The 18,114-nt window shown below is 57.4% G+C and carries 20 protein-coding genes; 18 read left to right on the top strand and 2 right to left on the bottom strand.

Going from position 1 to position 18,114, the window contains the following annotated elements; genetic code table 11:
• Positions 1–2: 2 nt before the first annotated feature.
• Complete coding sequence (locus tag ACQRA4_RS10775; RefSeq protein ID WP_427823081.1) at positions 3–278, bottom strand: type II toxin-antitoxin system YafQ family toxin; 276 nt, start codon at positions 276–278, stop codon at positions 3–5.
• Positions 279–539 (bottom strand): type II toxin-antitoxin system RelB/DinJ family antitoxin, encoded by a 261-nt coding sequence (locus ACQRA4_RS10770; RefSeq protein WP_427823080.1) that lies wholly within the window; start codon positions 537–539, stop codon positions 279–281.
• Positions 540–621: 82 nt separating this feature from the next.
• On the opposite strand from ACQRA4_RS10770, the gene ACQRA4_RS10765 reads away from it, so the two are divergent.
• From ACQRA4_RS10765 to ACQRA4_RS10680, 18 genes are all read left to right on the top strand, one after another.
• Positions 622–2,727 carry a DotA/TraY family protein gene (locus ACQRA4_RS10765; protein ID WP_427823079.1) on the top strand — a complete coding sequence of 702 codons (2,106 nt, stop codon included), beginning with the start codon at positions 622–624 and terminating at the stop codon, positions 2,725–2,727.
• Between the two features lies 1 nt (position 2,728).
• Positions 2,729–3,370 carry a hypothetical protein gene (locus tag ACQRA4_RS10760; RefSeq protein WP_427823078.1) on the top strand — a complete coding sequence of 214 codons (642 nt, stop codon included), beginning with the start codon at positions 2,729–2,731 and terminating at the stop codon, positions 3,368–3,370.
• Positions 3,367–3,795: a hypothetical protein gene (locus ACQRA4_RS10755; RefSeq protein ID WP_427823077.1), complete on the top strand. Its 429-nt coding sequence runs from the start codon at positions 3,367–3,369 to the stop codon at positions 3,793–3,795. Before ACQRA4_RS10760 ends, ACQRA4_RS10755 begins: the two co-directional genes overlap by 4 nt.
• Positions 3,796–3,843: 48 nt before the next feature.
• The gene (locus tag ACQRA4_RS10750; protein WP_427823076.1) at positions 3,844–4,314 is read left to right on the top strand and encodes a DotD/TraH family lipoprotein; all 471 of its coding nucleotides are present in this window, start codon (positions 3,844–3,846) and stop codon (positions 4,312–4,314) included.
• The gene (locus ACQRA4_RS10745) at positions 4,311–5,549 is read left to right on the top strand and encodes a type IV secretory system conjugative DNA transfer family protein (protein ID WP_427823075.1); all 1,239 of its coding nucleotides are present in this window, start codon (positions 4,311–4,313) and stop codon (positions 5,547–5,549) included. Before ACQRA4_RS10750 ends, ACQRA4_RS10745 begins: the two co-directional genes overlap by 4 nt.
• Positions 5,550–5,564: 15 nt before the next feature.
• Positions 5,565–6,704, top strand: coding sequence for a type IV pilus twitching motility protein PilT (locus ACQRA4_RS10740; RefSeq protein WP_427823074.1), 1,140 nt, complete (start codon positions 5,565–5,567; stop codon positions 6,702–6,704).
• Positions 6,688–6,984, top strand: a complete 297-nt coding sequence (locus ACQRA4_RS10735; RefSeq protein ID WP_407844524.1) for a hypothetical protein — start codon at positions 6,688–6,690, stop codon at positions 6,982–6,984. The genes ACQRA4_RS10740 and ACQRA4_RS10735 overlap by 17 nt, the downstream gene beginning before the upstream one ends.
• Positions 6,984–7,757, top strand: a complete 774-nt coding sequence (locus ACQRA4_RS10730) for a phosphoadenosine phosphosulfate reductase family protein (protein ID WP_427823073.1) — start codon at positions 6,984–6,986, stop codon at positions 7,755–7,757. Before ACQRA4_RS10735 ends, ACQRA4_RS10730 begins: the two co-directional genes overlap by 1 nt.
• Positions 7,757–8,026, top strand: coding sequence for an IcmT/TraK family protein (gene icmT, locus ACQRA4_RS10725; protein ID WP_427823072.1), 270 nt, complete (start codon positions 7,757–7,759; stop codon positions 8,024–8,026). The genes ACQRA4_RS10730 and icmT overlap by 1 nt, the downstream gene beginning before the upstream one ends.
• A gap of 56 nt (positions 8,027–8,082) precedes the next feature.
• Positions 8,083–10,203, top strand: a complete 2,121-nt coding sequence (locus ACQRA4_RS10720; RefSeq protein WP_427823071.1) for a DNA topoisomerase 3 — start codon at positions 8,083–8,085, stop codon at positions 10,201–10,203.
• Positions 10,204–10,284: 81 nt separating this feature from the next.
• Positions 10,285–10,701: a hypothetical protein gene (locus tag ACQRA4_RS10715; RefSeq protein WP_427823070.1), complete on the top strand. Its 417-nt coding sequence runs from the start codon at positions 10,285–10,287 to the stop codon at positions 10,699–10,701.
• Positions 10,698–11,210, top strand: coding sequence for a lytic transglycosylase domain-containing protein (locus ACQRA4_RS10710; protein ID WP_427823069.1), 513 nt, complete (start codon positions 10,698–10,700; stop codon positions 11,208–11,210). The genes ACQRA4_RS10715 and ACQRA4_RS10710 overlap by 4 nt, the downstream gene beginning before the upstream one ends.
• A complete protein-coding gene (locus tag ACQRA4_RS10705; RefSeq protein WP_427823068.1) occupies positions 11,207–12,577 on the top strand; it encodes a hypothetical protein in 1,371 nt (456 codons plus the stop codon). Before ACQRA4_RS10710 ends, ACQRA4_RS10705 begins: the two co-directional genes overlap by 4 nt.
• A 10-nt stretch (positions 12,578–12,587) precedes the next feature.
• On the top strand, positions 12,588–14,075 hold the full coding sequence (locus ACQRA4_RS10700) for a type IV secretory system conjugative DNA transfer family protein (RefSeq protein WP_427823067.1): 1,488 nt from the start codon (positions 12,588–12,590) through the stop codon (positions 14,073–14,075).
• 144 nt (positions 14,076–14,219) lie between these two features.
• A complete protein-coding gene (locus ACQRA4_RS10695) occupies positions 14,220–15,506 on the top strand; it encodes a tyrosine-type recombinase/integrase (protein WP_427823066.1) in 1,287 nt (428 codons plus the stop codon).
• A 64-nt stretch (positions 15,507–15,570) separates the two neighbouring features.
• Positions 15,571–16,197, top strand: a complete 627-nt coding sequence (locus ACQRA4_RS10690; RefSeq protein WP_427823065.1) for a hypothetical protein — start codon at positions 15,571–15,573, stop codon at positions 16,195–16,197.
• A 58-nt stretch (positions 16,198–16,255) separates the two neighbouring features.
• Entirely contained in the window at positions 16,256–16,456 is a 201-nt protein-coding gene (locus tag ACQRA4_RS10685) for a helix-turn-helix transcriptional regulator (protein WP_427823064.1), read from the top strand.
• Positions 16,457–16,662: 206 nt separating this feature from the next.
• Positions 16,663–18,114: N-6 DNA methylase (locus ACQRA4_RS10680; RefSeq protein ID WP_427823063.1), on the top strand; the 1,452-nt coding region annotated here is incomplete at its 3' end.

Genomic DNA, 18,114 nt, shown 5'->3' with positions numbered 1-18,114 from the left:
AGCTACAGCGAAAAAAGGTCAGCGTGAGTGCCGGTTCTGGCAAAAAAACATTCTTCACCATCAATGGAATAAACAAGAAGCCAATCAGGTTCAATATGCAATTCTCTATGTGGTTTCCAGCGTCCTTTAAGGGCATGATCCTTGTATCGTGCGGGAAGAGGTTTTTCCTCACGCAAAAGCAAGTCCACCACCTGTTTGAGTTTTTCCATATCATAACCGCGCTGCGAAACACGTTTTGCATCACGCTTGAAATGTGTGGTGTAGACAGGCTTCAGCATTTAAATGCCCAACTGTCTGAAAAGGTCATCGGCGTCTTTTGCGTGGTGAAGTCCTTCACGCCGTTCAATTGCTTCCAGGGCTTGGCGTGTTTCTTCATTGGGAATCTCCATGCTGAAAGGCAGGCGTTTTTCATGGGCCACCCTGGTCAGCGCCATGCGGCAGAGGTCGGATACCGTCAGGCCCATTTTCGCAAGCACGGCCGCCGCTTCATTCTTGATGACCGGATCAATCCGGGCGCGAACATAATCATTGGCAGGCATAGGTTTTCTCCTTGTTTTCAATATTGTAGCTCACATGAGCATAAAGTCAACGTTATTCCCAACATCGGCACGGAGGGCAGCTATGGCCGCATCTGAACTCCCCGCCACTTCGGAAGTCCTCCTGCAAACCGATGCCAGCAAGCATATTCTGGACACCTTTCTGGGCCAGGGGTGGGATACCTGGGGCACGAGCCTTGGAGGCAGTCAAGCATCCGAATTAATGCTTGAAATGTTCAGCGCCTTCAACCTGATTGCGCTGGCTGTGGTGTCGGCCCTGTTCATCTGGGTGCTGGCTGTTGCCGTGGCCGGAACGGCGCATGAGGGTACGCCTTTCGGCAAACGCTTCAGCTCCCTGTGGATGCCTCTGCGCTTTGTGGGCGCGATGGGGGCATTGGCTCCCATTTTCAAGGGATTGAGCCTGTTTCAGGTGGCGATTCTGGCCTGCATCGGCTTTTCCATCAACCTCGGCAACCACGTCTGGGAGCTGGGCACAGATTACTTTGTGGAGCATGGCGGGCAACTTTCTCCCCAGGCTCCGGATCAGAATGTCACCCATTATGCGGCCATCACCAACGGCGCTCTGGAGTCATTGGCCCTGCAATACTATCTCAATGAGCGGCGCGGTCTGAACGTCACGCCGGGCGGGGAATGGAAGTACAGCGGCAACTGGTTCCGGGCCGGGGGCGAATACAGGTTTATTTTCAACGGCAACGCGGGAAGCATCACGGTTTCCTGCGTGGATGAAGGCGACGCCTTGTGCCGGGGTAAGGTCAATGCCGTGGGCACGGCCATTTCCGCACTTTCACCGCTGGCGCAACAGCTTGCCGATCCCGATACTCCGGCTTCCTCCGTTGATCCTCGCGCCCTGTATGATGTGGCCAATCAGGTCAATGCGTCCATTCTTTCGGGATTGCAGAGCTACGCCCAACAGGGCCAACTTCAAGCCAAGCTCAATGAGTTCAGGGAACACGCCGCTCAATACGGCTGGTTTATCGCCGGGTCTTCTTACTGGTCCATCGCATGGATCAATCAGGAAGTCCGGGAAGCCATGTATTCCGGCATCACCTACAGTCCGCATGAATACACCGTGTCGGAACTTCATGCCCTGATGCACGGCCTGCGGGACTATGAGGCGGCCAAAGAGCGGGTGGCCAACTATATCAAGACCGCCTACGCCAGCCGGAGGGGTATTTCCGACACCACGGCCACGCCTTCCGTGACCGATGAAGGGCGGGCCTTTGACGAAATCGTCAACTGGCTGCGGGCCACCCTGAATCAGCTTGTGGCCGGAAACATTCTGCCCATCGCCATCGAAAAACTGTCTTCCAGCGATCCCATTATGGCCGTGTCCGATGTGGGGGATTACCTCATCGGCACGGCCTGGGGGCTAGCCTCGGCGCTTGGCGTCGTGGATGTGGCGCACTCGATGGGCAAGGCGCTGCCCTTTGTGGGCAAGGCCATCCCGAATCTGGATAAGTACATTTCCTTTGTCTTGTTCACGGTGTTTCTGCCCCTGCTGCTCTACGGCCTGGCGCTGGCCTATTATCTGCCCGCCATCCCTTTCATCCGCTGGATTTCCGCTCTGGTCGGCTGGATCATTCTGGTGGTGGAAGCTCTGGTCGCGGCCCCGCTCTGGCTCTGTGCCCATGCCCTGCCCGAAGGGGACGGCGCTGCGGGTCAGCATGGGAAACGGGGGTACTTCCTGCTGCTCGGCATCATTATTCGTCCGCCGCTCATGGTCTGCGGATTCTTCGCCGCCGTCATCCTCATGAACGTGGTGGGCCGGATGCTCGGCGCGGGCTTCGAGATATTTGTCGGCGGAACCATGCAGACAAAAGTCATCGGCATCACCGGCACGTTCTCCATGCTCGTCATCCTTGGCATCGTGGTCATCATGACGGCCAACAAGTTCTTTTCCCTGATTCACTACCTGCCCGAACACGTCACCAACTGGATAGGCCAGCAGTTCCACGCCCTCGGCGAGAAGGAAGACCAGGCCGGGGTCAAGAATGTGTTCCTCGGCTCCACCAATGCTGTCAGTTCCGGGGCGCACGGAGCGCGGGAACTGCGTGGCGACATTTCACGGCAATGGAACAATCCCGGCGCGGGCAACGCCCGGACTTCGACGCCACAGGCCCCTGCGTCCAGCCCCAGGCCGGGACTGACGCAACAGAATTTCAGGAGCTGATATGGATATTTTCGACAAGGAAAAAACCGTCATCAGTTGCTTTGACTTGACCGGCAACATGGTGCGCCCCTGGGCGGAAGCGGGATACCTCTGTTACTGCGTCGATATACAGCATCCGCAGGGAGAAACGAGACAGGGAAACATTATCCGTGTCGGCGCGGACATGCGCGACTGGATGCCGCCGTTCAGTCCCATCACTTTCGCCGCCTTCTTCCCGCCCTGCACGGATGTGGCCGTTTCCGGGGCAAGATGGTTCAGAGACAAGGGGCTGTTCGCGCTATTCCAGTCCATACGCCTTTTCTATGCCTCCATCCGCATCGCGGAATGGACGCGCGCGCCGTACATCATCGAAAACCCCGTTTCCACCATCTCAACTTACTGGCGCAAACCTGATTTTACCTTCGATCCCTGTGATTACGCGGGCTATCCGGGCGGTGAAAACGACCTGTACACCAAGAAAACCTGTCTGTGGACGGGTGGTGGATTCGTCATGCCGCCGCCCAAACGGCTTGAGCCGGTGCAGGGAAGCAGGATGCACCGACTTCCGCCTTCACCGGAACGGGCGAATCTTCGCAGCGCCACGCCGATGGGCTTTGCCCGCGCTGTGTTTGAGGCGAATTGCCCCGGCTGGAGGTCGGCATGAAAACACCTGCCTTTCTTCAAACGATTCTGGATGCGGCCAGTTCGTCCGGGCGGCATGTGGCCGGGCTTCGCGGCGACTTCCGCTCCCGGCTGAACGCATTCCGGCGTCACCGCTCGGCAGAGGAACAGCAGGAACTGACGGAGAATTTTCGTCATGTGCTTGCGGCCTGGGGCATTGCCGACGCGGATATTCCCGGCGTCATCACAACCCTGCGCCTGCGTCTGCTGGTGTTCGCCGTTCCGATGCTGGCCTGCCTCATTACGGCGGCATGGTCGCACAGTCCGGTTTCCTTCCTGTCATTGGCCTGCATTGCGCCGCCCTGTCTGCTCGGCATGGTCACGACGCTCTGGCGCATTTCCATTTTGCGTCACCGTCGCTTCCTGCCGCTGTGCCGCTGGCTGTTGGGTTTCCGCAAGCGCCCGTAGCGGGCGGGGGCGTGTCTCTCTTAACCTTAAAATTGAAGGAGTACCTTCGTGTTTCCCAAAACTCTATTGATACTGTCCTGTCTGGCTCTTGCGGCCTGCGCGGAGAAAGCCGCGCCTCCGGTTCCGCCTTCCGTTGATTTTGTTTCAGCCACGCTTGGACAGGCTGCGGAACAGGCCCACGGCGAACTCGCCATGCTCGCCAGACTGCGCGGCCAGGGGATGCAGCCGCTGCTGCCGCCCGCCGATCCTTCGTTGAACCTGCCCATTTCCCTTACCTGGACAGGCGAGGCTTCCGGCGCACTCAAGGAAATCTGCCTGCAACTCGGCTACCGATACCGGAAAACCGGCGCTCCCACGGCGCAAACCATGCCCATTGTGGTGCATGGCCTGAACCGCCCGGCGCGTGAGCTGCTGGAAGACATCGCCTGGCAGATTCAGCCGCAAGCCGTGGTGCGCGTCGATCCGGTCAACAGGGTGCTGACGCTGGCCAGCACGTCCGGCGCGGAGGGAAGGTTATGAGTGCGACAGACATGGAAATATTGTCTTCCCCCATGCCCATGCCCAAAATCGACGACTACAGTTATACGCTGGGATTCAGCAAGGGGTATGAAGCCGCTGACTCTTCCGCTGTCTGCTGGGCGTTCGGCATGTGCGCCGTTCTGGTCATCATTGGCTGTTTTATTGTGCTGTATCACCATCTCAGCCGACAGAACGATTTTTTGTCACGTTTCCGCATTCCTGAAAAAAGCGGGGAAAACACGGGCAACGGCAAATTCTTTTCTCTGCTGCTTCCGCTGGCCTTCACTATCTGCCTTGCAGGCTGTGCCGGGAAACGGGGGGACGTGGTGAATCCCGCGCCTGTGCCGCCGGAGACGGTCAACGCTCCGGCTCCCGCCGACAGCGCCGACAAGGGAACAGGGAAATTCGTGCCCCATGACGCCGCGTACCGGGAAGACGGCGCGGAACAATCCCTTGAGGTGTACCTTCCCGCCGATCCGGCATCCGGCCCGCGCCACGGCGACCCCGCCGAACTGGCGGCGCTGCTGGAAATGAAGGGCGCGGACACCAGAGAAAAAACCGCCGTCCAGCTCATGCGACCTTCGGCCATCCGGGAAGCGGCGCGGCTGGTCACGTTCCAGACCGCCATGTCCTGGCGCTACGGCCAGCTTGTGGCGGAAACGGAACGCTACAGCGCCATCATGGACACGGCCTTCAACTTTGCGCCGCTTATGCTCACGCAGGGTGAAGCCCTGATCATGCCGCCCCTGCTGACGCGGGCAGGCGCGTCCATGCGCATCGAGGACGGAGCAACGGCCACAGCCGCCAAAACAACTTATGAGCTGCTGGAACCGGCGCGGTACATCGCGGTCGTGCCCAACTGGCGAGAATTTCTCATGGCGGACGACTTCCCCGAACCGGAACAGCCCAATCCCGCCGTGCTGCCGAAGAACGCGGAAGAACGCGCCATCTGGCGGACGGCGGTGCGCGAAGCCTGGGCGCAAGGTCTGACCGAAGCCGACCAACTCTATGCCGACAACGTGTCCCGCATGGCGCGGAGCTATCGCGGCGTCATGCTCTACCACCTGCTGACCGCGCAACATCTGTTGAGCCGGGTCAATACGGCGTCCGCCGACCTGGGGATGCGCCAGTCCGACAACAACAAGCTGAACATCGGCCAGAAGGTGTACCGGATCACCGCGCCTTCCGCCTTCACGGTCGCACCGCCTGCGTCCCGGAAGAAAGGGGGAAAATAACATGGGGCCATTGATTTGTATCCGAAGGAACCGCGCATCCGCTGGACGCATACGGAACTCAACGATTTGCTGCTCTGGGGCACCCATTGCGGCATGTCCGATCTCAATCTGCGTTCCGGTCTGCCCGCATGGATGCGTCTCAACGGCGTATGGCGGATGGTCACGCAACGGGGCATCACGACCGATGAACTGCTGGCCGCTCTGGAGCGTCTGACCAAAAACAACTCCGTGACCGCGCTCATCAAGTCCGGCCAGTCCGATTACGATTTCGCCCATGAAATAGAGGAATCGCGCGGTGTGCGCCGCCGTTTTCGCGGCAACGCCACGCCGGTGGCGGACGGGTATTCCACCGGCGTCAAAATCGTGTTCCGCACCATTCCTTCCATGCCGCCCGCTCTGGAAGACCTGCATGTGGAACAGGGGATTCTCGAACATGCCACGCCGTCCAACGGCCTGGTACTAGTCACGGGCGTCATGGGATCGGGCAAGTCCACGCTGCTGGCCGCCATCCTGCGGCGCATCATCGAAACAGGCGGACGCAACGTCAGCACCTATGAAGCGCCCATCGAGTTTGACTTTGACGCCGTGCCCCATCCCGGCGGACCTGTTTCGCAAAGCACGATTCCCGAACACCTGAAGTCCTTTCTCACGGCCACGCGCAACAGCACACGCACGGCCCCGGACGTGGTGCTCATCGGGGAAAGCCGCGATCCCGACACCCTCCGGGGCATGATGGAAAGCGCGGAAATCGGCGTAGCCGCCTATTCCACCGTGCATACCCGCTCCGTGCCGGAAACGCTTTCCCGCATCATCAACGTTTTCCCGTTCGTCGAACGGCTGCAAGTCACGGCCACGCTGCTTTCCTGCCTGCGGCTGGTCATCTCGCAGCGTCTGCTTCCCCTGCCGGACAACAGCGGACGTATCGCCCTGCGCGAGTATCTGGCTTTCACCCCGGAAATTCGGGAAACGCTGCTGGATACTCCGCTGGAACGTCTGATTCTGAAAACCGAAGACCTGCTGGCCGCTTCCGGCCAGAGGATTCAGGACGCCGCCCAGGCCGCCTATGAGGACGGGAAAATCGCCAGGGACAGCTATCTGGCGATTCTGGCGGAACGCAAACACAAGAAAGGAACCGATTATGGCGCAACAGCATAACGACAACATTCCGTATTACGAAATCTTCAGCATCAGGGAGTACGTCAAGGAAGGAGAGACAAAATCCTCCTGGCTGCGCATCGGCGCGGGCTTCAAGAACAGGAATGATTCCTTCGGACTCGTCTTTCAGGCCATGCCCCTGCCCGATCCCCAATCCGGACTGCTTCGTCTGTACATGCGTCCGTTCCGTCCCGAAACGGAACAGGATGCCGCTCAGGGTGAAGACGCCTTCTATCTGGAGATCGACCCGCTCATGGGCGCTCCGCTGGAGGAGCTGTGATGAAACATCCCGCGAATGTGGTTTCCCTGTCCGGCGGAAAGGACAGCACGGCCATGCTGCTCATGCTCCTCGAACGCGGCGAACCCGTGGCCGATGTCGTGTTTTTCGACACCGGATGGGAATTTCCCGAAATGTACGAACATCTGGCAAAGCTCGAAACTTTCACCGGCCTGAAAATCACGCGCCTGCGCGCACGGCTGCCGGTGGGGGTGGAAACGGAAAAATCGCCGTTTGACTGGATGTTTTCGGAATATCCGGTGGTCAGGCGGGGAACACGGCAGGTGCATATGATTGGCCGGGGCTGGCCCGCCGCACGGCGGCGCTGGTGCACGAACCTGAAACAGATTGCCCTGAAAGCGCATCTGCTGGGGCTTACTCATCAGAATGGCCTTGGGCTGCCTCTGCGCCAGTGCATCGGTTTTGCCGCCGATGAACAGCATCGTCTGGACGGCGTGACCAAAAGGAACAGCGCCTACTGCGTACAACGGTATCCGTTGGTGGAATGGGGCGTCACGGAAGCCGACGCGCTGGCCTACTGCTATAAACGAGGTTTCACCTGGGATGGTCTGTACCATTTCTTCAGCCGCGTCAGTTGTTTTTGCTGCCCGCTGCAACCTCTGGATGAGCTGCGGACGCTTCGCGGTTATTTCCCCGACCTGTGGCAACGGATGCTGCTCATGGAATCCTGGCTGCCGGAGGGAAAGTCAAGACGTTTCAAGGATTCCAGCGTCTCCGCGCTGGATGCACGCTTTGCCGCCGAGGAGGACTTGTAATGGCTGACGTTCTCTGGCGCGACACCGCGCTCGCCCCCAAAATATTCATACTGGACGCCCGCGCCGTCTTTCCTCTGGCCCTCTGGCTCTTTCATTGGGCGTACTGGACTGCGGCCATTGCCTTCGCGGCAATCTTCGTTTTGTACCTCGTGCAGCGCACCGGCATGACGCCCATTGCCTGTTTCCGCGCCATCCGCGTGGCCTGCATGGGCGGACGCCGCGAAACAAGAAACAATGAAAGCCAATGGCGCAAACGCTGCCGCTGGTAATCCCCTTCCCTTGAACGAACAGAACGCCGCTTCCGCGCGGCGCATGAGGATGTGATATGCGACTTTTCATTGCCGAAAAACCCAATCTCGCAAAAGCCATCGCCAACGGCCTGGGCAACGGCCGCACGGACAGCGGGTGCATCCGCTGCGGCGACGATGTGGTGACATGGTGCTTCGGGCACATGCTCGAACTTGCCTGGCCGCAGGAGTACAAGCCCGAATATTCCCAATGGCGACGCGAACACCTGCCCATCATCCCCTCCGAGTGGAAATACAAGATCAGAAAAGATGCCGCGAAGCAGCTTGCCGTCATCGGCTCCCTGCTGCGCGAAGCCGATTCCGTGGTCAACGCGGGCGATCCCGACCGCGAGGGCCAGCTTCTCGTGGACGAAGTGCTGGAGCATTTCAAGTATCGCGGCCCGGTGGCCCGTATTTGGCTGCCGTCTCTGGATGACAAATCCGTCCGTATCGCCCTGAACGGCATCAGGGACAATGCGCCCTATGCGCCGCTGCGCGACGCCGCCCGCGCCAGAAGTCTGGCCGACTGGCTGGTGGGCATCAACGCCACGAGAGCCATGACAATCAAGGGCAGGGAAGGCGGACGCTCCGAAACGCTTTCTTTGGGCCGCGTCCAGACGCCCACGCTTGCCCTGGTCGTCGCCCGCGACAGGGAAATCACAAACTTCAAGCCCACGGATTATTTCGTGCTGCGGGCCGCTCTCGCTCATGCCGCCGGAGAGTTTACGGCCACCTTTGTTCCTTCCGAGGCGCAGGCCGGACTGGACGCTTCCGGCCGCATGGTGGATTTCACCCAGGTTGCCGCAGTTCTTGAACGGGTCAACGGCGTGGAGGGCGTTGTCACGGAATCCCTGCGGGAGAACAAAAGCAAGGCCGCGCCTCTGCCGCACAGTCTTTCTTCCCTGCAAAAAGCCGCTTCCGTCCAACTCGGCATGTCGGCTCAGGAAGTGCTGGATACCGCGCAATCCCTGTATGAGCGTAAATTGACCACCTACCCCAGAACGGACTGCCGCTATCTGCCGGGAGAACAGTTTGACGGAGCCGCCGCCGTGCTGGCCGCGCTTTCCTCGCTTCCCGGTCTGGAACAGGTGGCGGGAACGGCGGACGCTTCGCTCAAAAGCGCCGCCTGGAACACGCAGAAAGTCACCGCGCACCACGCCATCGCGCCCACGGGCGAACTGCCCCCGGACAATCTCAAAATGGAGGAACGCTCTCTCTATCGCATGATTGCCACGGCCTTTTGCCTGCAATTTCATCCGCCCATGCGTTATGAAGCGCGAAAAATCGCGGTCAACCTTGCCGATACCCGATGGGAGGTCACGGGGCGGCGCATGGTGGACGCCGGATGGACGGCCTTCTCCAAAGACGAGGAAGACGACAGACAGGAAGAGGAATCTCTGCCTCCGGTCGAGCAGGGAGATGCCGTGAACTGCCGGAAAGTGGAAAGCGTGAAGAAAAAGACTTCGCCGCCTTCCCGTTTCTCCGAGGGAACGCTCGTCGAGGCTATGGCCAGTGTCCACCGCTTTGTGGGCGACGCCGACGCCAAAGCCACTCTCAGGGAAACCAAGGGCATCGGCACCGAGGCCACACGCGCCAAGGTTCTCGAAACCCTGAAAGAGCGCGGCTACCTGGCGCTTGACAAAAAGTCCATCGTTTCCACGCCTCTGGGCCGGGAAATCATCGACCTCACCCCGCCCGCGCTCAAAGACCCCATTACCACGGCGGAATGGGAGTCCCGTCTTGAGGCCATCGCTCAGGGTAGGGAAACGCTCGATGTCTTCCTTGCGGAGCAGAAAAAAATTCTGCCGGACTTGCTTGCTCCCATCCTGGGCGACGGCAGACCCGCGTTTCCCTGCCCGGACTGCGGCGCGGCCCTGAACCGCCGCAAGCGCAAAAAAGACGGTTCGTGGTTCTGGGGCTGCACGGCGTATCCCGACTGTAAGGTCATTTTGCCTGACGACAACGGCAAGCCCGGCACGGCCAGGCCCAGGCCCGCGCTCTCCGAACATGCCTGCAAGGCTTGCGGCAAGCCGCTCATCAAGCGCACCGGCGCGAAAGGCGAGTTCTACGGCTGCTCCGGCTACCCCGGATGCAAAAAGACCTGGCCCGTCGCTCCGGGCGGCGCTCCCGATTTCAGCGCGAAGAAAAGAGGAAAATAGGAGGGAAGATGTGGGGGCGCTGCCCCCACTCCCCCGCAAGGGGCATGATGCCCCTTGACCCCCATTATTGGAGATACCGACATGAAATATATTGTCACGTTTTTGCTGTGCATGGCGCTGGCCTCGCCGTGTTTCGCCGGTTCCTGCCAGGACATGCAAGACGCCGTGGGCGGCGCGATTCAGGAGCGCAACGGGCGGGTATCGGACACGCATGACGTGCTCATGCCCGACCCGGAAACCGAACGCGACGCGCTTTCCGGCTGTCTCGGTTCCGTCAACGCCATTGGGGACGCCTTCAGTCTCGGCGTGAGCCTGCCGAGCATGGAGCAGATTGTCGCGGGCATGTGCGGTCAGGTCAATTCCTACATCAACCAGAAAATCAACGAGGCGCACAATCAGGTCAACAACGCCGTCAACGGCATGGGCGGCAACAATCCCTTCAAGGTCTACGGCACCGGCGGGGAGTATGTCGTCAAGATCACGGGGAAACTCAAATGAGAACGGCCTTCTTTCTGCTCGTGGCCCTGTGGCTGTTGCCGGATGCGGTCTTTGCCGCCGAACGGGCAAAAGTCGCTTTCCCGCCCCTGCGTCCGCTGACGGCGGATTGCGTTCTGGACGCCGCCCACTCCAGCGGAATGCCCGCCGCCGCGCTTTTTGCCATTCTCGCCACGGAAGGCGGAAAAACCGGGGAAGCCCTGAGCAACAAGAACGGCACCTGGGACATGGGGCCGTTTCAGGTCAACACCGTTCATCTCAATGAACTGGCCGCGATGGGCATTTCGCCTGACGCCGTACTCCGCGATGGCCGTGTCAACGCCTATGCGGCGGCCTGGCTGCTGCGGAAGGAGTACCGGCGCACGGGCAATCTCTGGCGGGCCATCGGCGCATACCATTCCCGCACGCCGCATCGTCGGGATGCCTATATCCGGCGCGTCAAAAGCAATCTGGAACGGCTGCGCCGGGAAGGCGTTTTCACGCTCTCCGTTCTTGAGGAGGGCAGGCGATGAACGGCAGGGATAACAGGGACGACCACCTCTTTTTGTGGTGCGCCTTCCTGATTTTTGTCTTTGTGGTGCTGCCCGCCCTGTATGTCGCTCATGCCGACGATGTGAACGGGCCGCTGCTTGCGCTGGCCAAAGCCCAGATTCAGGTCTTCGCGCCCTTCTTTGAGGAGGCGAAAACGGCATGGGCGCGTATCGCGGAAGCCGATCCGGCCTCCTTGTCCTGGGAAACCATGCAAAAAGTCCTGAGCTACACCGGCTCATGGATTCGCTGGCCCTTTGCGCTGCTGCTCGTTTTGTTCGGCATCGCCTCCATTTTCATGGGCCGGATCAGCGGACTCGTCCGGCGCTTCAATATGGAAAGCCTGTTGCGGAACAATGCGGAGTCCTTCCCCTGTCTGCGGCCTGTCGTCGGGCGCGGCAAGTATCTGCTCTCGCCGGAATCCTACGATTCCGGCCCGTGGCGGATCGCCCGGACGCCCGTCCAGTTCGCTCTGGAACACGTCCTGCTGGTCAATGACGCCGGAGAGCCGTTCACGCCGGAGCAGGCTTTGAAAAACGGTCTGCCGTCCACGGAACTTCCCGCCTGGGGCCATGCCCGGCTGGATGGGGAAAAAGTTCTTGCCGTGCTGACGGAACAACTCGGCAAACCTTTTGAGGGATATGAGGGCCTGTCGCCCTGCCGCCGCGCTCTGGCCGTCGCCTTTCTGGCCTATGCGGGCGGGGACAAGAAGGGTTGCGTCGCTCTGCTGGACGCGGTTTCCCTCTTCTATACCGAAAAAAACGGGCAGGCGTCCTGTCCTCTTCTTGAGGACGGCGACTTTTCCAAGAAGCTGAAAAAGCAGTGGGAACGCCATGCTTTCGTGTTGAGCGAGAAGTGCCTGACCATTCATGGCGCGTATGAACTGCCCTGGTTCATGGCCCTGCTGTACCGGGCGCGGCAAAAAGGCGTTCTGGCTGGTTCGCAGTTCCTGTGGCTTCGCCCGATGGACAGGCCGCTCTGGTACGCACTCAATCAATGCGGCGGGCGAGCGGCATGGGCCGAAGGTTTTGCGGCATGGGCGCACTATATGGCGGAAGAACAGGAAGGGAAGGCTCTGACTGAACCGCATGTGGCTCCCGCCGTGGCAAGTCTCAGGGAAGCTCTGTCCGCTCAGGGCTGGCTGACGGAAATCTTTGTGCCTCCCATGCCCGAAGAACCGTCAACACAGTCTGTCGATTCCATTGCCGCTGGTTCTCCTTCCGTGGATTCCTCCGGCGCGTCTTCCCCCATTGAGCCGCCGCCGGACCCGGACGTGGTGCTGGCACATGCGGAAGGCGATCCCGAATGCACCACCAACGAGGATGAGAAGTCGGCTGACGAATACTTTTAGAGGTACGCTTATGAACAGAACCATCAGAGGTCTGGAAGACCACGAAACACAAGAACGAAAACGCCTGCACCGCGACGTGCGCTCCCCTTCGCAGCGTCTCGCGGACGCCCTCAAGCTCGGTCAGGTGCAGAGCGGCGGCATCTTCACGGCGGGGCTGTGTCTGCTTCTTTTCCCGGCTTGCGCCACGCCGTTGTTTTGCCTCGGACTGGTGCTCTTTCTCGCCCGTTGCGCCTGCGTGAATGGTGAACGCCTGCCGTTCCGTATGCCGATGGGCCTGTCCGGCACGGACAGGGGCGATCCACTGCCCGGACGGAGCGGTTTTGCCAAGCCCGAAGGTATCTTTTTTCTCGGCAATCGGCTTCAGGACAAACAGGAGCTTTGGCTGAAAGCCAAGGACATTCTCACCCATTGCCTGCTCTTCGGAACGACAGGTTCCGGCAAGACGGAAACGCTGGTTTCCCTGTCCTACAATGCTTTGGCGACGGCAAGCGGGCTGTTCTACATCGACCCCAAGGCCAGCCCCAAACTGGCCGTCCAGATATGGCAGATGGCGCGGTTCCTGGGTCGGGATGATGATTTCCGCGTGCTGAACTACGGCACCTCCGGCAAGGTCAAGGGCAAGTCGCCGCGTAGGTTGTCGAATACCAACAATCCCTTCACCTTCGGAAGCGCGGAAGCTCTGACGCAGCTTCTGGTGTCGCTCATGCCCGCTTCGGATGGAGCAAACTCCATCTTTGCCGACAAGGCCCAAGCCCTTATCAGCGGCGTCATGTACGCCCTGGTTGACCTGCGGGACAAGGGGCTTCTCAAGCTGTCCACCAGCATCATCCGCGATTCTCTGGCGTTGGAAAAATGCGTGGCCCTGGCCCTGCATCCTGAACTGGATGAAGAATCCCGCGCGTCCATTCAGGCCGCGCTTGGAACCTCCGGATGGATCGCCGGACGGGAGATGAAAGACCAGCCGCCGTCCTTCGCGGAACAGTTCGGGTATGCCCAATCCTACTTCGGCAAGGCGCTTTCCAGCCTGACGGATACCTACAGCCACATCTACGGCGCGGAGGACGGCGAAGTGGACTTCGCTGACAGCATCATGCAGCGACGCATCCTCGTTGTCCTCCTGCCGTCTCTGGAAAAAGCCCCCGCCGAACTGGCCAGTCTCGGCAAAATCAGTCTTTCCGCTATCCGCAATGCCTGCGCGGTCGGCCTCGGCGCTCATATCGAAGGCGACGCGGCGGACGTACTGGAAGCCCTGCCCACGGATACCGTGGGCATCGGGCCGTATCTCTGCATTGTGGACGAGTACGCGGCCATCGTGACGCCGGGTTTCGAGGTGGTGTTGACGCAGGGGCGTGGCCTGGGCATCGCCGCCATTGTCGCCAGTCAGGACTATGCGGGCATCCTGGAAGCCGACAAAAAAGGTGCGCAACAGATGGTGGCCAATACTTCCATAAAAATCTTCATGAAGAATCTTGATTTAGATTTCACAGGATGTTATTGAACAATAAATTTTATATTTTTCAAGTGATTATGTTGATAATTGATCCGGCATTGTCCAGACACACCCATTGACATCCTCCTCATATAGGGGTCAATTTAGGGGTGTAAAAACCGTTCAGGACGCGCTATATTCGGAGGATTCAACATGGCCAGACTGGTAAAGCCGCTCACCGCGACACAGGTGCAAAACGCCAAACCCAAGGACGTTCCCTATAAGCTGTTTGATGGCGGAGGGTTGTTCCTGCATGTCACTCCAAGCGGCGGCAAGCATTGGAAAATGAAATACCGGCAGGCCAACGGCAAGGAGGGGCTGCTGTCCTTTGGCCCATACCCTGCCGTCTCCCTCGAACAGGCACGAAAAAAGCGCGATGAAGCACGGACGCAGCACGCTATGGGCAAAGACCCCGGTGAAGTGAAACGTCAGGAAAGGATCGAGCTTCAGACAAGAGAAAAATATTCCTTTCGTGCTGTCTCCGGGGAATGGATGAAACTTGCCGCTTCCAAAGTTACCCCCCAAACGATGCGAAACTACACGGGGATCATTGAACGGTATTTGCTCCCCTGTCTTGGTGAAAAGTACATCAGGGACATCAAACCATCCGAGCTCGTTGATGTCTTACGCAAAATTGAAGGGAAGAACATTCAATCGACCTGCAAGAAAGCTGCTCAGCTATGCAGTCAGATCATGCAGTATGCCATAGCCCTTGGCCTGATAGAAATAGACCTCATTCCTTCAATCAGGCCCTTGCTGAAAACGCACAGGGTCACGCACAGAGCCGCCATACTCGATCCGCTGGAATTGGGAAAACTTCTTGTAAAGATAGATAATTATGGGACATACAAGGGATATTATGCCGTCAGGTGCGCTCTTCGGATCATGCCGTACCTGTTTGTCAGGTCGAAAGAATTGATAACTGCAAAATGGGCGGATATTGATTTTGAGAAATGCGAATGGCGATACACTGTGAGCAAGACCAAAACGCCACACATTGTTCCACTCGCTCCTCAGGTCATGTCCATCATGGAAAAACTTCATGCTGAAACAGGGAATGGTGAATTTTTGTTTCCCGGCATACGAAATCACAAAAAGCCAATCTGTGAGGTTACGCTCGTCAATGCCTTGCGAAATTTGGGATATTCATCGCAGGAAATGACAATCCACGGATTCAGGGCAACCGCAAGAACATTGCTCGATGAGGTTCTGCGGGAACGGTATGACCTGATAGAACATCAACTGGCGCATACGGTACGCGATCCAAACGGGAGAGCGTACAATCGGACACAGTACCTTGACGACCGAAAAGCCATGATGATTCGCTGGGCAAATTATCTCGACTCTCTCAAGGAAAAGGCTCGCCCGGAAATGCAGGAACTTCCCTATACAGGTCGTTACCTCAAGGAATATATGCAAAAAATGGACTTGAAGGCGTGATATTCTTGTGAAATCGGATTCCTTTTCACAGTAGAAGCGTAATTTGTATAGTTTTGGAGAATATATGCTGCTCACTCGTACCTGCAAGAAATGTAACTGTACATTTGATGGTGGCCCTAACGCACAATACTGCCCGGAATGCCGAAAATTTCGGAAAAAAGCGTACACTGAAAAATGTACCATGCGGAAAAATCAGGGAGAGTCGCGTCAGATCGGCAAACTTGACCTCTGCGAGATGTGCAGCAAGCCCTATACCGTCATGAGCGGCACACAACGCTATTGCCCGGGATGCGCCCCAAAAGCTCAGGCCGAGAAAAATAAACGCCAAAAAAAGGCACTCTATGAAGCAAACAGGGAAGCAATCAATGCCAAACGCAGTATTGAACGAAAAGAAGCCAGAAAGCGTCTGTATACCTGTGAAGTGTGCGGAAGGGAATATTTTGGTCTCTATGGATATGGCTGCTGTTCGCAGGAATGCACTGACCGCAAGCGCGTCCTGATGAAGGAACGCAGAAAAGCATTCGGGCACAGGGAATTACCGCCGGACGTGCCAAGGCTTCGCCGAAAGATCGATTGGAGCAGCATTGACTGGCAAAAATCAAATGCCGAAATTTCCGGGGAAACGGGTATTTCCATGGGAACGATCTGGTTCGCCAGAAAGCGTATCATGGCTTCCAAAACTGAATCGTAGGCGCACACACAATACTTGTGTATGCGTTTTCACATCATAACACAATCGGAGTAACGATATGGATAATCTTGATAATGCCGCCCTGCTGCGCTTGCCGCAGGTGCTGAACCTGATTCCCGTCAGCCGGAGCGCATGGTGGGCCGGATGCAAAAACGGACGCTATCCCAAGCCCGTCAAAATCGGCCCACGAACAACCGCATGGAGAGCGGAGGACATCAAGGCCCTCCTACGAAAACTTTCGGAAAGCGTGGAAAAATAAAATAATCCGCATTCCCGTACCGTGGCCGCCATTGGCGGCCTTTTCTCTACCCTGTGTCCACTGCCCAAAAGTTGAAGGAAACGGGAGGCCGTCCTGTTCTTCAACGTGCCCGAAAATGCTATCTTGCGCTTGATTTTGCGGGATGATAACAATTTTCCCGCCTTGCGAGGCAGTTGGGTAATTTTTAGCCTGTCACGGATACCAAAATGGCGACATCCAATACCAGTGAAATCGGCTTTGAAGAACGGATTTGGAAAGCGGCCTGCGTACTGCGCGGAAATCTGGATGCCTCTGAATACAAGTCCGTTGTGCTCGGCCTGATTTTTCTCAAATACATATCAGACAGATTTGAAGGCAAGTACCAGGAACTCAAGGCCGAGGGGCAAGGCTTTGAAGAGGATATAGACGAGTACACTGCTGAAAATATTTTCTTTGTTCCGCAGACGGCACGCTGGTCAATCATTGCAAAAGCGGCGCATACTCCTGAAATTGGTACTGTTATTGACAACGCAATGCTGGCTATCGAAGCGGAAAATCAACGACTTAAAGATATATTGCCAAAAAATTTTGCAAGACCTGAGCTTGATAAACGCAGGCTTGGCGATGTTGTTGACCTGTTTACAAATGTTGAAATGCACCAACATGGAAATGAAAAAGATTTGCTTGGGCGTACCTATGAGTATTGTCTGAAACAGTTTGCCGAACAGGAAGGAAAACTTGCTGGTGAGTTTTATACTCCTTCATGCATTGTGAGAACGCTTGTAGAGATTTTGCAGCCATATAACGGACGTGTTTATGACCCATGTTGCGGTTCCGGCGGTATGTTCGTGCAGTCTGCCAAATTTGTTGAAAATCATGGCGGCAATATCAACAAAATATCTGTTTTTGGGCAAGACGCCAACCCTACCACATGGAAAATGGCCCAGATGAATCTGGCCATTCGCGGCATTGAAGCTGACCTTGGCGGCTATCCTGCCGATACTTTTTTTGCTGACAGACATTCCACAGTCAAGGCCAATTTCATCATGGCCAATCCACCTTTCAATCTTTCCAACTGGGGAGCCGATAAACTGAAAGAGGATGTGCGCTGGCAATATGGGACGCCGCCAGCCGGAAATGCCAACTTCGCATGGCTCCAGCATATGATTTGGCATCTGGCTCCAAACGGGCGTATGGGCATGGTGCTGGCAAATGGTTCCCTGTCTTCGCAATCCAGCGGAGAAGGTGAGATTCGTCGGAAAATTATTGACGCCGATCTGGTGGATTGCATCATTGCCATGCCGCCACAGCTTTTCTATACCACCCAAATCCCCGTCTCCCTCTGGTTTTTGGTCAAAGACAAAAAACAGAAGGGAAAAACCCTGTTTATGGATGCCCGGAATATGGGCACAATGGTGACGCGAAAGCTACGGGAACTGACCGGAGAAGAGATAGCAAAGCTGGCAAAAACCTACGACGCTTTTACCGCAGGCTCCCTTGAAGACGTGAAAGGCTTTTGCGCTGTTGCAGCAACGGCTGATATAGCAAAACAGGATTATATCCTCACGCCGGGGCGCTATGTGGGCATTGAAGAACAGAAAGATGACGGTGAACCCTTTGAAGAAAAAATGACGCGCCTGACTGGAGAGTTGTCCGAACTCTTTGCCAAGTCGCATGAA

It is taken from the genome of Desulfovibrio sp. SGI.169, from assembly GCF_050313595.1.
In the GTDB taxonomy this organism is placed as follows: Bacteria; Desulfobacterota; Desulfovibrionia; order Desulfovibrionales; family Desulfovibrionaceae; genus Desulfovibrio.
This window is presented reverse-complemented; position numbering and strand designations above follow the sequence as displayed.

Bases quoted from the DNA above. Each gene is read 5' to 3' on its own strand.
- ACQRA4_RS10700 (WP_427823067.1), top strand. From the start codon at position 12,588: ATGAACAGAACCATCAGAGGTCTGGAAGACCACGAAACACAAGAACGA.
- ACQRA4_RS10775 (WP_427823081.1), bottom strand. From the start codon at position 278: ATGCTGAAGCCTGTCTACACCACACATTTCAAGCGTGATGCAAAACGT.
- ACQRA4_RS10735 (WP_407844524.1), top strand. From the start codon at position 6,688: ATGGCGCAACAGCATAACGACAACATTCCGTATTACGAAATCTTCAGC.
- ACQRA4_RS10685 (WP_427823064.1), top strand. From the start codon at position 16,256: ATGGATAATCTTGATAATGCCGCCCTGCTGCGCTTGCCGCAGGTGCTG.
- ACQRA4_RS10745 (WP_427823075.1), top strand. From the start codon at position 4,311: ATGAGTGCGACAGACATGGAAATATTGTCTTCCCCCATGCCCATGCCC.
- ACQRA4_RS10730 (WP_427823073.1), top strand. From the start codon at position 6,984: ATGAAACATCCCGCGAATGTGGTTTCCCTGTCCGGCGGAAAGGACAGC.
- ACQRA4_RS10760 (WP_427823078.1), top strand. From the start codon at position 2,729: ATGGATATTTTCGACAAGGAAAAAACCGTCATCAGTTGCTTTGACTTG.
- ACQRA4_RS10765 (WP_427823079.1), top strand. From the start codon at position 622: ATGGCCGCATCTGAACTCCCCGCCACTTCGGAAGTCCTCCTGCAAACC.
- ACQRA4_RS10705 (WP_427823068.1), top strand. From the start codon at position 11,207: ATGAACGGCAGGGATAACAGGGACGACCACCTCTTTTTGTGGTGCGCC.
- ACQRA4_RS10695 (WP_427823066.1), top strand. From the start codon at position 14,220: ATGGCCAGACTGGTAAAGCCGCTCACCGCGACACAGGTGCAAAACGCC.
- ACQRA4_RS10715 (WP_427823070.1), top strand. From the start codon at position 10,285: ATGAAATATATTGTCACGTTTTTGCTGTGCATGGCGCTGGCCTCGCCG.
- ACQRA4_RS10720 (WP_427823071.1), top strand. From the start codon at position 8,083: ATGCGACTTTTCATTGCCGAAAAACCCAATCTCGCAAAAGCCATCGCC.
- ACQRA4_RS10690 (WP_427823065.1), top strand. From the start codon at position 15,571: ATGCTGCTCACTCGTACCTGCAAGAAATGTAACTGTACATTTGATGGT.
- icmT (WP_427823072.1), top strand. From the start codon at position 7,757: ATGGCTGACGTTCTCTGGCGCGACACCGCGCTCGCCCCCAAAATATTC.
- ACQRA4_RS10710 (WP_427823069.1), top strand. From the start codon at position 10,698: ATGAGAACGGCCTTCTTTCTGCTCGTGGCCCTGTGGCTGTTGCCGGAT.
- ACQRA4_RS10755 (WP_427823077.1), top strand. From the start codon at position 3,367: ATGAAAACACCTGCCTTTCTTCAAACGATTCTGGATGCGGCCAGTTCG.
- ACQRA4_RS10770 (WP_427823080.1), bottom strand. From the start codon at position 539: ATGCCTGCCAATGATTATGTTCGCGCCCGGATTGATCCGGTCATCAAG.